The sequence below is a fragment of the Pseudohalocynthiibacter aestuariivivens genome (genome assembly GCF_018457175.1).
GTDB classification, from domain to species: domain Bacteria; phylum Pseudomonadota; class Alphaproteobacteria; order Rhodobacterales; family Rhodobacteraceae; genus Pseudohalocynthiibacter; species Pseudohalocynthiibacter aestuariivivens.
The window spans coordinates 19,777-33,761 of the sequence record NZ_JAGFNU010000007.1; the positions used below are offsets into that span (position 1 = coordinate 19,777).

Annotated in this window: 9 protein-coding genes, 1 pseudogene and 1 riboswitch; all 10 genes and pseudogenes read right to left on the minus strand. The window is 54.0% G+C overall.

Features of this window, described 5'->3' with window-relative positions; genetic code table 11:
- Positions 1 to 584 precede the first annotated feature (584 nt).
- Positions 585 to 897 (minus strand): annotated as a pseudogene (locus J4E70_RS19330) (transposase); the annotation flags it as partial.
- A 271-nt stretch (positions 898 to 1,168) separates the two neighbouring features.
- The gene (locus J4E70_RS11400; RefSeq protein ID WP_213889496.1) at positions 1,169 to 3,421 is read right to left on the minus strand and encodes a molybdopterin-dependent oxidoreductase; all 2,253 of its coding nucleotides are present in this window, start codon (positions 3,419 to 3,421) and stop codon (positions 1,169 to 1,171) included.
- A gap of 466 nt (positions 3,422 to 3,887) precedes the next feature.
- Complete coding sequence (locus J4E70_RS11405; protein ID WP_213889497.1) at positions 3,888 to 4,565, minus strand: hypothetical protein; 678 nt, start codon at positions 4,563 to 4,565, stop codon at positions 3,888 to 3,890.
- Positions 4,562 to 5,161: a twin-arginine translocation signal domain-containing protein gene (locus J4E70_RS11410; protein ID WP_213889498.1), complete on the minus strand. Its 600-nt coding sequence runs from the start codon at positions 5,159 to 5,161 to the stop codon at positions 4,562 to 4,564. The genes J4E70_RS11405 and J4E70_RS11410 overlap by 4 nt, the downstream gene beginning before the upstream one ends.
- 47 nt (positions 5,162 to 5,208) lie before the next feature.
- Positions 5,209 to 5,312, minus strand: a riboswitch (SAM-I-IV-variant riboswitch).
- 341 nt (positions 5,313 to 5,653) lie between these two features.
- Entirely contained in the window at positions 5,654 to 7,606 is a 1,953-nt protein-coding gene (locus tag J4E70_RS11415; protein WP_213889501.1) for a BTAD domain-containing putative transcriptional regulator, read from the minus strand.
- 643 nt (positions 7,607 to 8,249) lie between these two features.
- Complete coding sequence (locus J4E70_RS11420) at positions 8,250 to 8,825, minus strand: hypothetical protein (protein ID WP_213889502.1); 576 nt, start codon at positions 8,823 to 8,825, stop codon at positions 8,250 to 8,252.
- A 331-nt stretch (positions 8,826 to 9,156) separates the two neighbouring features.
- Complete coding sequence (locus J4E70_RS11425) at positions 9,157 to 12,030, minus strand: VapE domain-containing protein (protein ID WP_213889503.1); 2,874 nt, start codon at positions 12,028 to 12,030, stop codon at positions 9,157 to 9,159.
- Positions 12,020 to 12,196, minus strand: a complete 177-nt coding sequence (locus J4E70_RS11430; RefSeq protein WP_213889505.1) for a helix-turn-helix transcriptional regulator — start codon at positions 12,194 to 12,196, stop codon at positions 12,020 to 12,022. Before J4E70_RS11430 ends, J4E70_RS11425 begins: the two co-directional genes overlap by 11 nt.
- Positions 12,197 to 12,285: 89 nt before the next feature.
- Positions 12,286 to 12,810, minus strand: a complete 525-nt coding sequence (locus J4E70_RS11435) for a hypothetical protein (RefSeq protein WP_213889507.1) — start codon at positions 12,808 to 12,810, stop codon at positions 12,286 to 12,288.
- A complete protein-coding gene (locus J4E70_RS11440) occupies positions 12,782 to 13,942 on the minus strand; it encodes a tyrosine-type recombinase/integrase (protein ID WP_213889509.1) in 1,161 nt (386 codons plus the stop codon). The genes J4E70_RS11435 and J4E70_RS11440 overlap by 29 nt, the downstream gene beginning before the upstream one ends.
- Positions 13,943 to 13,985: the final 43 nt, after the last annotated feature.

Sequence of the window (13,985 nt, forward strand, 5' to 3'; positions counted from 1 at the left end):
GGACCGACCGGCCCCACATTCAATTCCAGTGTTTTTTAGACACGATATCTGCTCACATAGCGCGATTGGCATTGTAAGTCATGGCTTGGTGGTGCCATGCGTGGACGTATACGGACCCCGCGTTATTGCAACAGTCTGATTGGGTCTGGATCGGCGATCACGACTTCTGAAATGCTCAGCTATTCTTCTCCAATGAGAACACGCGCCCGCTCCCCCAAGAAAGCCAAAGAAGAAAAAGCATTCCCAATACGCATTCGGGTTAAAGTACTTGAAAATGGGTAGCACTCTCCCCGTACTCCACGATGCCGACAATATGCGAAACTCTCGAAGGGGTCGGTATGTGCAGGTGTCTGAGGACCGTGCTTCATCTTTTCTTGCCGCAACGAGGCTAACCCCAAACACTGGCAACAATGGATCGGTAGGTCGACATGCTTGAAATCAGTACCGGAAAATCGTTCACGTCATCATGTTTTCGCGCGAGTATTGACCCGCTAGCCGACAGCTGTTCAACTGTCCAGCCCCAATTTTATGGGCCACTTTTGTGTACGGTTTCTGGCGCTTGCGGACGAATGTTCAGGGCGTGGTGAGGACGGATCTGGTACTTTGCTGTCCAGCCCCTCCGACAGAGCCAGCGGTACGCAAGGTTCAGGTGGACCTCTTCGCACAGCCGTCGTTCCGACCGGATACCAAGGACCTAACTGATCACCAGCCTCTGAACAATGAGTTCCGGGTCGACTGAAGGACGACCGAGATGACGTAAAAAGGGCGCAATTGCGTGCGCAGGCCTTCCACGTCTAGGAAATAATCAATCTGGCGTAGCGTGTGATCATCCGGGACATGGGCTTCGAGATCAAATCCGTAAAACAATCGCGCCGGTGTTAATTGAGGCCCCATCATTGCTAAACCCTCCTCTCCTTTCAAAAACGAGTGAATCATAGGAACTAACGCTCCGCAACAAAGACTTTATCAACAAAATGAGCCCAAACTGACCGCATCAACCAAAACCTGTTTCGTACTTGAGGCACGGTTTGGCGAGTTGAGATTGGCCCAGACCGGATCCTCAAATCTTAATGTTTGCTTCGGGTGAGTGGAACCCGAGCAGAACAATCCCTTGGCTGTCATCGCTGAGACATTCTCATGTTCGAGCGCCGGACCCTCATAGACACCGCTACATCTTAAGATTGACCACATCGACTAGCGCGGTATGCGCGCTGCATCCCTGTCCCAGCCGCGACGTTCCGACGTCCAATGTCAGGACGTTCGGATTTCCGTGCGGATCAATGTTGCCGTCCGGATCCCCAAACCAGGCTCCGGTTGGCAGGGCCACAACGCCGGACCGGATATCGCCAGAAACTGCGGCGCGTGCCCGGCAGGCGCCGCGCGCGTTAAAGACGCGCACGACATCACCGGACCGGATGCCACGCTTCGACGCGTCATCGGGATGAATGACGATCGCCACTGGCCGCTCTCCCTCGACATCCGCAAGCGCGCTTTCCAACTGGCTGTGCAGCTTGTCACCCGGTTGTGGCGACACAAGATGAAGAGGAGATGCCGTCGTCGCATTTCCCAGCCATTCCGTTGGTGGAAGCCAGACCGGGTGTCCAGGGCAATCGTCATATCCGAAACTGTCGATTGTCTCGGAGAATATCTCGATCCTGCCCGAGGGTGTCTTGAGCGGAACCCCTGCCGGATCTTCGCGGAACAGGGCGAACAGCGTCCGGTTCGGACCGTCCAAACGGATCGGCAGGCGGACCCAGTTTCGTTCCTTCAGCGTCTCTAAATCGGGAACGTCCACGCCCTGATCCCCGGCAAGGGTCCGGTAGCCGTCATAAAGATTGCGAATCCACTCCGCTGCGCTTCGTCCTTCGGTAAACTCTTCCTCCTGGCCAAGGCGCCGTGCAAGACCCGTAAAGATGGCATAGTCGTTGCGGGCCTCACCCACGGGTGGGATCAGTTGCGGCATGTAGAACAGATAGTCATCAAGGTTCGTCCGACCGATGTCTTCGCGCTCGTAGGGCGTGGTTGCCGGAAACACTATGTCGGCGCGCTTGGCCGTCGCTGTCCACCATGGTTCGTTGACGATGATCGTCTCGGGCTTTTGCCAGGCCTCGTGCAAGCTATTCAGATCCTGATGATGGTGGAACGGGTTGCCGCCCGCCCAGTAGATCAGCCGGATATCCGGGTATGGCCCGCATTTCCCGTTGAAATCGTAGGATTGCCCCGGATTGCGAAGCATGTCCCCGATCCGTGCCACCGGGATCACCGTCCGAACTGGATTCTGAAGCTGCGACAAGGTCATGCCGCTGAGCCCAGTCAGGAATTTCCCCACCCCGCCAATAGCCCCGTAGCCATATCCTACCCCGCCACCGGGAAGGCCGATCTGACCGAGCATCGAGGCAAGGACGGCGGACATCCAGTAGGGCTGCTCTCCATGCTCGCCCCGCTGCAGCGACCAGGCTACCGTGATCAGCGTGCGGGTCGTCGCCATGCGCCGCGCCAGGTCCCGAATGGCTTCTGCATCGACCCCACACAGCGGGCTGGCCCATTCCGGCGTCTTTGGCTGGCTGTCCTCTTCGCCCATCAGATAGTACAAGAAGCGGTTGAAGCCGACGGTGCACCGAGCCAGGAACTGCTGGTCGGTCAGGCCCTCTTCCTCGAGCACATAGGCCAGCGCCAGCATCAGTGCGGTGTCCGATGCGGGCCGCAGGGGCATCCATTCGCACCCCGCCGGAGCGTCCGTGCGCTGTGGGCCGATATTGATGCAGCGCAGTCCCTTCCGGGCGAACCTGTCAAACCAACCCGCGGCTTCGTGTTCGGTGATGCCGCCCATACTGACCTGGGAGTTTTTCGGGTTGATCCCGCCGAACATGACCAATGTCTCGGTATGGTCGAAGATTGACTGCCAGCTATCTTGGTGTTCGTAGAGAATCTTCAGGAAATTCTCTCCGAAGACGTGGGGCATGATCGCCTGGGCACAGCCGGTGGAATAGCTTCCGAACGAGGCGACATAGCCGCCAATGCTGTTTAGGAAACGGTGCACCTGACTTTGTGCGTGGTGAAAGCGCCCGGCGGAGCCCCAGCCGTACGAGCCGCCAAAAATCGCTTCGTTGCCGTGGGCCCTGCGTACCCGATCGATCTCGGTCGCTGCGATGTCCAGCGCCTCATCCCAGGGCAGCGCAATGAATTCGTCAGTTCCACGTCCCTTGCGGCACCGTGTCTCCATCCAGCCGCGGCGAATAGACGGGCGTTTAACCCGAGTATGGTGATGGACCGCTGCGGGCAGGATATCCGGAATCGCTGACGGATGAGGATCCTGCGAAAACGGGCGGGTGGCGACGATCCGTCCACTCTCGACATCGACCTCGAACGCTCCCCAGTGGCTGGACGTCACTCTGGTCTGCTTTTCCGACCCGTCAGCCATTGGAACCTCCTGCGTCATGATCCAGATCTTATAACTTGGCCAAGCATAGGCAGAGTCGATATAAAAGTGCAGTTCTTTCCGACAGACAAGTCGTCGGCGCGGTGGGCCTCGCCATTTGAATGGGTCCATCGTTATGTTTGGGAAACGGAAGATCACAAATGGCAAACAAACTACCAAAACCCGCATCACTCTTATTAAATAACTCTATTTGGACACATAGGCGCTCACGCCAGACAAATCGCCTAAAATTTTTCTGATTTCTTGAAGATCAAATGTGTTCGTTGCCGCTCCAGGGCACGGCTCAATCTCGGTAATGCACTGAATTATCTTAAAAAACAGTATACCTTTTCCTTAGAGTCCACCTGCCTAACCACCCACTTTGGTGACAAGTCGACCATTCACATGTTGCTAAAGGCGGGCTTCAAAGCCCGTTAGTGTTATTGCCGCACGCAACCGAGTAGTAAGCTCATAATCGACTATAGCTGAATTCACGCGTGTCTGGATCTCCAGAAACTTCGAATATCTCCAATTGATCGAAGGAGATTACCGTCTGCATCTCAAATGCCTGTTGTTTAATTATTTCCTTTGGCAAAGCTTTGAGAAACTGGTGAAGCTCTTGGGCTGAACCACCGTGTTCTGCGCGGATGTACTCCAAAGGAATCTGCGAAATTTTTACCAACACTGGAGCAACCGGCTTGTCTATGAAATTTGACAACTCGCGATACGAACCGAGCAAATCTCGGATTACCTCGACTTCATCTGGAGCAGAGTTTTTCAAGATCTGTTTTGCAAAGTCAAAAGACTCCGGTGCGCGAAAGGCGTAACTTGATGCTTTTTCCTTTGATCCGGTCACGTACACGCCTCCATGCCGCCAATTCATTGCTGTGACACGCTGATCCGCGGCATGCCTGATTATCGAAAGTATTGCGTGGCGCGGATCGGTGTATTCATCTGGGTCAAAGCGCACCAGTTTGATTGCTTCTTCAAGAAAATCCAAAACTTTTGTCTGCAAAACTACATTCACGCCCCCAAGACCGAACTCCTTAATTGAGTCGAGGAGATGCGCGGAGGTGCCGTGCCATAGATCCAGAGGGAACAACTGTTTTGTCGTTTGCATAAATTTGGCTTTCTCAAAAGCTGTCATAGATACACCGCCTCAATTATTCGCTCGGTATTGAAAACAATCCACTTTGTCCGCGCTGCGACGGCTGCAATAAGAGCTTCCAATTTGTACTTGTCGACAATCCTCACGGTCGCCAAGCGCGGTGTACACGGATGCTCAGCAAACTCTAGTCCCAGGTCAGCGATGGTATATCCGATAACTCCCGTTAACCGATCTCGAAACAGATCAAACAGTAGGTCATGGGCCTCGCATTCTGGTTTATAGTTGGCATGCCAAACATCGTACTCGTTGCCCTCAGTCTCGGAAGGGTCGAAGAGGTCGGTATCTGTAAACCACCCGTCATCGATCATTCGCCAATGGTCTGGTTGGGTAAGGGCCTGGAACGACCCTTTCCCAAAGGCCTTGTCAAGCACTTCAGGCAAGATCAACTTGCGAGGCTCAAGCGCACCATCGCTGAGGAGTGTGTAGCCACCCCGGGAATGCGGCTCCAGATGCAGGACACGCACCTTCAGTTCGGCATTTATGGCCAGAATGGGTTCCGCCAGCGCTGGACGCTGCACAGTAGATGAAGCGACTGTCACAGCCGCTGCAGTTTTCATGAAATCTCTACGTTTCATCTTTCGATCTCCTTTGTGAGACCGGCAAGCTGATCGCTGATAGATGAAGCCAACCCATTCGTTGCCTAAGCGGCCACATCCCCTTTCGGGCGACCACCTTGCCGGGATTGGCAGGTTGGCGAAGGCCGAAGCCTTTCTCTTGATGCAAAATTGAATGTATTGGCGGAGCAAGGCAAATTCAAGGGTTTTGACCGACTGTTGCTCTGCCGGGTTAACACATGAACCGAACTTCTACTTTTGGGGAAAGCGGACATTTAAGGCGATTGGCTCGAACGGCAGTTGAGCGGGACCTTCCGGACTCATGCTGCCGCAGCGAATGCACGTGCAGAAAGCCGAAAGCGATGCTCGCATGTGCAGAATTGGAACTTTGGCGGTGCGGCAAATTTCCCCGTTCCGGACATTCAACCGTGTCGATCTCAGCGGATTTCAAACCAACCATTCGCTGCGGTCGGTATCAATCATCGAGATACGAGATGGAGTAGATGGCAAAAGTCAATCCGGCAGGCCAGCTAGGCGTAACCCTTGAGCAATATGCTCCCAATCATCTGGTCGTCGCCACATGGTGCGAAACCCGCCCAGAGCAGTTTCAATTGTATCGGCATCGGCTCTCAATCCTGACAGGTGCTGATCTCGTACGCGTGCTTCCTTAAACTCGGCCAGCGTAAACAACGCCTCCTCACTCATACCCAAACGCGCTTGGGCACCTGCGCGAAATGCCAGCCCAAGTGAATTTAGCAACGATGCGCCGTTCAGGGTCCTAACAACATCTGAATCCCGTCCCTGAAACGAAAACATTTGGCCCGATATCCACTCGAAAGTTGGCGGCAACGTGGTCCTGCGCTTGGCAACAGCTTCGATAATGTCAGCCGCTTCGTCGTGTTTGCCCAGCATCAACAAGGCATATCCGCACCACGACAAGGATTCGATTTCGTTCTCGGCCATGGACAATGCGTTCATAATTTGCGCCTCTGCCGCGTCCCAATGTCCCATGACGTGAAGAGCAAAACCAAGATGGTCTTGGATGTGAACATCGAGTGGGTCCAGCGCTACAGCACGGCGCGCGTGATAGAGCGCTTTTTCCTTACTGTCTGCTTCCAACTGGCCAAACCAGTGCTGCACGACATAGCTGTCGGATAGATACATGTGCGACCGGGCAAGCCCCTGGTCTTTTTCGACCGCACGCTCCAAGTGGACCCGAGCTTTCAAATTGCCTTCAAGACTGATTGTGTCACGCAGGCGCTTGCCTAAGATCATCAGCTCGTAGGCCTGCAATTCATCGGACGGCTTTCGCCCTGCCTTTTCGGCAATGTCATCTTCGACCCGATATGGGATTGCTCCGACAAGGTAGCGTGACAGATCGTCTTGTAGGTCAAACAAGTCCTGTTTTTGGCGGTCCAGACGTTCTCCCCATTTCACCGCGCCGCTTGCGACTTCTACCAATTCTACGGACAAACGAAGCCGATCGCCCAGCCAACGCACGCTTCCCATCAAGAGATAGTCCGAGCCAATATCCGCCGCCTGCGAAAGAGGATCTCCAGCCGCGTCCATCCCCAAATTCGATGGACGAGAAACAACGGCAAGCGTGGAGAACTTTGAAAGCTGAGTAATCACATCTTCTGCCAGACCTTCCGCGAAGTACCGATAATCCTGAACGTCACTGAGTGTTTTGAACGGCAAAACCAAAACCGTAGGAACGCTTATAGAGGTCGATTTCGTTGCTTTTGTACCATCCGCCTTTAACAACTTCGTCTTCAGAGCAACCAGTTCCGGACCAATCTCAATACCCAGTTCGTTTTGCATGAGTCGTTTGAATTCATCGAACTTGATTTGCACGCGGCTACGCTCGCCTTTGGCCGCATGCGCTTTCAGGCATAGTGCCATGCCAGCCTCTTCATATTGATCCAAGAAGAGAATCCGGTCTGCTGCCTGTAAAGCCCGTTGCGCATCACCTGAAGCCAGAGCCGCGCTGCCTGCGTCAAACAGGGTGTCCCGCACCGCGCGAGCGCGCAAGGCCCGTTCAGTTGCTAGCCATTCTTCAAACGGTGGCTCATTGATCGATATTCCGTCAAGAAAAGGACCCCCGAAATTCGAGATGATATCACTTGGATCCATAGTCTCATCGTCAAGCGCATCAATATCCAGCGCTACCACACTACGGTCCAGCGCCAGCATCCCGCCGTTCGACACTATGATCTCATCCCCGTCGGTCGCAGTTCTGATAACCGAAAGGGCCTGACGCAGATTGGTTCGGGCCTGGGCGTCGGGGCTTCGGCTCCAGAGCATCGCTGCTGCCTGCTCTCGTCGCAAACCACTGTTTGCAGCGGCCGCAATCATCGCGAGAAGCGCCACGGTCTTCTGCGTGGACAACTGAAGAGCATTGCTTTCGCTGTCGGTAACTAGCGGAGAACCCAACAATTGAACAAAGTATTTTTTTTTATTTTTCAACCGATAACACCGTTTTCGGTGCCATTTGCAGTCCAGTCATCCGATTTTACGAGTTCCGAACGCCTCATTTCACACCGTTAGAACGCAGTATCGCCACGTTGAGGGTCAAGCACAACGAAAACTTGAAAGGAAAGAAGATGTGGCTCCCCAATAACGATGAATTTCAATACTTTAAACACTATGAACGCGATTTGAGGCGTGACTTTGAAAAACGTCGATTTGTTGCACCGACCCGGATCTTCGCCGCGAAGAACCAACCGGGCCCAGTCCAAGGAACAAACTGGCCTGCCGCGGCTAATGCATTTTTGAGGCGCTGTGTCCCGGGAAGTATGGCCTCGATCTCCAATTTATTTCGCATCAGTTGATAGCGGCGATGGCCAGCGACCGGTCATTCATCGGTCGCGTCATTGCCCCTGGGCGATCCTTTGAATCCGCACGCACTACCCGGGCTTTGCTCGTCGAAATATAGCTGCACGTTGCCCGAATGGCCGCATTTTCTTCTGCTTTGCAGCGAGAGTAACTCAGCGACACAGCAGGTCAACGTGCTGCGAGTGCTCGCGGCAAAATCTTAGCGCATACGGTGTGGGCTCAATCCGGCCATTCGCTGCAGCTTACATCAACGGCAGCTATGTGCCCGAACTGTTCAATTTAACCGTGACGAGGGCACTCTCACGCCAAGCTTCCAGTCTATCGTCTTCGGTCGGTTGTCTCGCCAACGTCTCGAGTACTCACATTCCCGCCAGTACTTTTCCCGTAACGTCTTGTACTCTTCAACTAGGGCCAAATGCCGTTTCGTCGACATGCCCTTAGGTGGCGGGTTGAATGGGTTGCCAATTTCCATACCGGCGCCGATGACCTTGCGGATTTTCAAAAGCTGCCGACGCATGCGTTCCCGTGGCGCCTCGTATTGGCTGGCGTAGGCGAGATTGTGGCAGGACCGGCAGCCTATTCGACGGTTGATATAGAGCACCCCACAGCGACGACGACAGTCTGGGCAAACGAACCACTGCCTAGTGCCGCCGTAGTGGCAAGGCGTCTCTGTGAGTGCCACGCCTTGAACCGTGTCGCCCCAACCGGCGTGGACGGTGATAATTATATAATCGCTGTGCCCTTCGACCCATGCGTTGAAGGTCAGACCGGGTTTGATATCAGCGATGGGCAACGTGCCACTGCCTGTATCCAGTCCAGCATCAGTGACCTGCTTAATGCGCAATTGCATCGTGTCATCACAAAAACGTTTGAAAGAGTGTGTATGGATAACGGGCTCCCTCGAAATCATTAACATTGTCAACTATATTGCTCTAAAAACGAGGAAAACCAAAGAGTTTTCGAGAATTTTTTGGGGAGCAGGTGCAGGGGTGATCTTTTCAAACATTCACTCTCAAAAGAGTATATCTTCAAAGACACTCTCTTTTTCACTCAACTATTTCTAGTGAACTACCCCTGCACCCCTGCACCTACTACCCACTCTGCAAGCCAAAACCCAAGAGAGCGCATCTTGAAAGGCGTCGCAGAGGCCTGCTAAGTGTCCCTCGGCTCGCCAGTACATTCTAATCATGCTGTTGTGCGGCTCTTAAAGCGGATATCACGGCCGGGCTGCTTGCTTCGCTCCGCTTCGGTGGTAGCAGCCATCCACGGTTCTTTCCGTTGGGCGCGTTCACACTCACAGGATATCCTGCCGAGTTCCGCACCACGAGCTGACCCGCACGATTTTCGGTGATACCGGAGCCCTCCCATAGGCGCTTGAGGCTTGAACCAATCGTTTTCACTTCTTTTTCACTTGGAGGGCGCGCGGAAAGCGGCATAACATCGTGGTATATTTCGGTTGCCTTCAATCGCGCACACTTTTCTTCAGGGCGCTGCCCCCATGCGTAGTGCCGTTCAATGCGCTCTTCTACTTCGGTGCGAATACGATATTTCTCCGCGTTTTCCTTAAGTGTTTGCTCCTCTTCTTCAGTCGGCCACCATTGCTCACCGGTGGTATAGAGGTGCCACGCCTCGGCCCAGAGTTGGTCCAGTTCTTCGTCGGACCACTCTACATCCAGCTTACCGACCGAGATTGGCAGGTAGCGCCGGTTCCCGGTTTCGTCCGCTAAAAAGCTTTCCTCGTTCACTGTGCCGACAAAAACGGTACGTCGACCGTAGCGAGATGACTTCCTGGCATAGGGCGCTCGGATTTCGTCCTCGCTTTGAGATAGGAACGCTTTCTTATGCGATATAGCGGACTTTCCAAACGTCGCGTCCAATTCACCTAGCTCTCCAATCCAGCACGACAGCGCCCTTTTTAAGCTATCCTTGTCCGACGTGTTGAGAACAAGGCTTTCGCGGTAAACCGCTCGCAGTGCGCGTGGAAGGAGTTTGCGAAGACCCTTCGTTTTGCCTTGCCCCTGTGCACCGACCAGAACGAGGACGTATTCGAAGTGAGCTTCGATGTTCTCATTCAATGATTTGGCCTCTTTCGCGTAGTCAGCGGCGGCACAGGCTTGGATTAAAAACCTGCGAACGGCGATCGAAGCAACCTGGGGGTTGCTCGCGTTCAGTTGGGAAGCAATCCTTTCGATCCGAGGAATGCCATCCCAGGGCAACCCTGACAGGTAGTCAGTCACCGGGTTGTACGCGTTAGTGTCACCAAGTGCGACCAAGTGGGTGTCTAGGTTCTTGTCGGGCAGACTGTTTAAAGCTGCTGAGCTCAGAAGATGCGAGTAAAGTCCGGTCTCCGCATTGTCACCATGGTTCGGGATATTTGGGTGCGCCCACTCCATTTGTTTGGTGATCAGGTTGTACCGGTACTTGATCCCATAGCCATCTAGCATGTGCGCGAGGTTGGCTTGGTGATCAAGGAGCGCTACAGTTCCACTTGCCAAGGGGCGACGCTGCGGGAATGAAGTGGTTGGCAACGGTTCGTTAAGCGGTCGCGGACTATCATCGAAGGCCCAACCTTCATCGTGCCCCTCGTCGTGGCCAACTGACTGGTAGATACGATCTCGTTCGCGTGTCACCTCTGTGCGTAGTTCCCGCCTGCTGTTTCCGAGACCTAGAGCAATGGCTACGTCACGCTCAACCGTCTTGTTCTCGAGTTCCGAAAGTTCTGACAACGCAAGCGCATGTACGATGGTACTGTTGTCGCCAGCGGCCGCTGCAATTGCAGCGGTGGCGCTTTCCACGTCGTGGCGCATCGTATAAAATCGATTGCCATGTGCGAAGCTGTGGACGCCTGGCGCATCGCCGTTGTTCCAGTAAAACTTTCCTACTGCGCGACCGCCATCATAGTCTGGTTCGATCGGATCGAGGCAGACACGCAGGTCGTATTTTTCACCTTCAGGAGAAAGCAGCGTGCTAACGGAAGCCAATTCCCCACTGTCGAACACAACATAATCTGACCCCAGAAGAAGACCTTTTTCCACTTTTACTGTGGCAGCCCGTTCTGCCGCCGGTTTAGGAACCCCGCGGTCAATTAAGTCTTTCTCGTACTCCGCCTTGCGCCGTGTATTTGCTTTCGATTGTTCTGGCTTGAGAGCCACCCGTGCCTCGTTGAGGTTTGCGGTTGCCGCATGTTGGTCTTCGAGCGATACCTCGACCGAGGCAGGATCAAACAATTCCACGTCGACATGCCGAATAATGTGCGCACCTGGCGTTTTTTGTAGCCCTTCACCCAACACGGCAGTTGGATAGTCTGGCTGTGTTGGCCGCGCGAGAGCTTGATCAGCTAGGCTTCGTGGAAGAAATTGCCCTCCCTTTGAAATGAACGCAAAACGATGAAAACCGCGCGCCCAGCAGCGTATGTGGATTGCCTGAAGAATGCGGGGGGTTTGGCTGGCGTCACTCGTAGCTAGAACTACACGCCATCCTCCAGGGCCCTTGACCAACGCACCGTTCGACACACGCTCAATCTTGCTACTTGAACTGGGCATGACCAGCACTGGACAATCTCGCGCCTCGGGCAATACGTCATACAAGGCGTCAAGAACTACGTCCGCGGTCTTAAACACAGGCATTTCTTCGTCAGGGTAGATTGCTGAAACCTCTTCGCGGGATTTCACATCTATGTCGATGCTGATCAATCCCGGCCCATCGCGGAAGCTCAGGAACTCGCCAGTCACGGAGATCATCGGTTCCATGTCTGGCTGCGCATTTATCAAACGACGAGCCTCGGGCACTACATCTGCATGCTTGATCTCAGGATCAAAAGTCCCGGTAAAAAACATTGTGCTCGGTTCGGCATCCAGTCTGCATTTGAACGCTTCCTCTACTGTGGCAAACTCATGGTTTCTTAGTCGACCAGTCGTTGCGCGCATTTCCAAGAGCGGTTCCTTGATAACTGTCTCTTCATCGGGGGCTAGAGACAGCTTCTTTCCGACTGGTGCCGAATAGGTCACTGCGCTTACGCGGATCGGTGGATGACTTGTGGGCCGGTCACTGCACATTTGACAATTCCAGTATGAAGGCGTCGACTTGATCCTCGATCCAGTACAACCGGCCTCCCAGCTTGAAAGGTTGGGGAATGCGACCAGCAGCTATATCTCTGTAGAGTGTCGTGCGGCCGCGACCACCTAGCTTCTCGCGCAGTTCATTGAAGGTCAGGTATTTCATTTCATGGTACCCCTTAAGGTTTCTTTGGGTACCGTTTTCATCGAAATCGAATGTTAAGTAGTCGGCAGTTATTCAGCTAATTTGCCGAATTACTGCTGCGCTTTCCACTCCCACCACATTTCTTCAAGGAATGGCAACAGTTTAGGGGATTTGGGGCGCGATATACTACTTCGACGTCGGTAGTCCAGAAAGGCTGCAGGAGTAAATCCAAGCTCTTCTGCAACGCAATCGGCAAATTGATTTGCCTCTCCGCGTGGACGACCAGCAGCCTCATATCGGCGTTTGAATATGTGCTCTGCCAACGCCAAGCCACCAGTTTTAAACCGCCTTTCTTGCGGCGTGCCATGAGGCTTACCTGGTGGTCTCGATGGTGGCAGGTCGCCAGCCAACCAAGCAGCGATTGCTTCGATAGTATAGAGCGACAACGGTTCATCATTTCTCAAGTAGTCAGCGAGTTGTTTCCTCTGTCCTTCGATCGCTGCGAAGACTTCTACAGGGGGGCGGTCCAACCGATCTAGCTCTGATGGTTCCCATCCCCCTTCTGGATTATATGTGGGTTTAGGGTCTATTCCGCTTTTGCTCTCTTTAACCACGATTACCCCCTCCTGTGACATGATCCGCCCATTGCTCCATCAATTCGCGTCTTTGCTCCAAGTAATCCGTCCGCCGATATGCGCGTTCCACGCTGCCGCCGACAACATGTGCCAGAGCAGTCTCCGCGATTTCACGAGGCGTGTCCGTCGCCTCGGCGCACCACGTGCGGAAACTGGACCGGAAACCGTGAGGGCGAGCTTCCATGCCTCTACGCTCCATAAAACGAGACATTGTCGCATCTGAAATCACGCCCTTTCTCACGCTCGGGAAGAGGAACCCATCACGCTCGAATGGCTTGGCTTGCTCAATGATCCCCATGGCCTCTTTAGAAAGCGGAATACGGTGCTCCTTTCCAGTTTTCATCCGTTCGGCGGGGATGATCCAGGTTTCGTTTTCAATTTCTGATAGATTGCAGAACCTGATTTCGCTTGAGCGCGTAGCAGTAAGGATCAGAAGGCGCAGAGCCAGATGTGTGACAGTCCCCTCATCGAGGCTGGCATAGAACGCAGGAACCTCGTGCCAGTCAAGGGCAGGGACGTGCTTCGGTTTGTGGCGTGATTTTCCGAGCAGGGCTTTTGCTTTCTCGGTCGCTTGAACGTCGACATTCAAGCCCATCGCTGCTGCGTGACGCATGACGATGCCGAGCCGGTTCATCGCCTTGCGTGCGGTGTCGGCCTTCGCATGCCAAATCGGCGCCAAGGTATTCTTGATGTCCTGCTGATCGATTTCCTCGATGGGAACCTGACCAATCTTCGGCAGAATATGAAGTTCGAGAGGGGAGAACCAGCGCCCCGCTTTACCATCGCCCTTGAGTTCGGCCTTGCGCGCCTCGAAAGCTTCTGCGGCGACTATGGCTAGTGTGTGATCCGCTCTTGCCGCCAAGCGTTTTTCCTTCTCGCGCTCTTTGATGGGGTCCTTGCCTTGTCGTGCAACGGCGCGCCATTTCTCAGCAGTCTCTCTCGCTTCTTTCAACGAAACATACGTAAGGCTACCAAGGCCCATCTCTCGACGCCTGCCGTGGATGGTCACCCGAAGAAACCACTGGGAGCCGCCGTCAGGTCTTCTGTGAAGCCATAGACCACCGCCATCTGAGTGTTTGCCAGGCGCAGCGTTCTTGACCTGTGCAGCTGAAAGTTTGTTCAATGCCCTCATTATTCTGTCCACCCCATTGTCCACCCCAATATGTGGTATAGGA

Coding starts and splice junctions, on each gene's coding strand:
- J4E70_RS11400 (WP_213889496.1), bottom strand. CDS start 3,421: ATGGCTGACGGGTCGGAAAAGCAGACCAGAGTGACGTCCAGCCACTGG.
- J4E70_RS11435 (WP_213889507.1), bottom strand. CDS start 12,810: ATGTCACAGGAGGGGGTAATCGTGGTTAAAGAGAGCAAAAGCGGAATA.
- J4E70_RS11405 (WP_213889497.1), bottom strand. CDS start 4,565: ATGACAGCTTTTGAGAAAGCCAAATTTATGCAAACGACAAAACAGTTG.
- J4E70_RS11425 (WP_213889503.1), bottom strand. CDS start 12,030: ATGTGCAGTGACCGGCCCACAAGTCATCCACCGATCCGCGTAAGCGCA.
- J4E70_RS11420 (WP_213889502.1), bottom strand. CDS start 8,825: ATGCAATTGCGCATTAAGCAGGTCACTGATGCTGGACTGGATACAGGC.
- J4E70_RS11430 (WP_213889505.1), bottom strand. CDS start 12,196: ATGAAATACCTGACCTTCAATGAACTGCGCGAGAAGCTAGGTGGTCGC.
- J4E70_RS11410 (WP_213889498.1), bottom strand. CDS start 5,161: ATGAAACGTAGAGATTTCATGAAAACTGCAGCGGCTGTGACAGTCGCT.
- J4E70_RS11440 (WP_213889509.1), bottom strand. CDS start 13,942: ATGAGGGCATTGAACAAACTTTCAGCTGCACAGGTCAAGAACGCTGCG.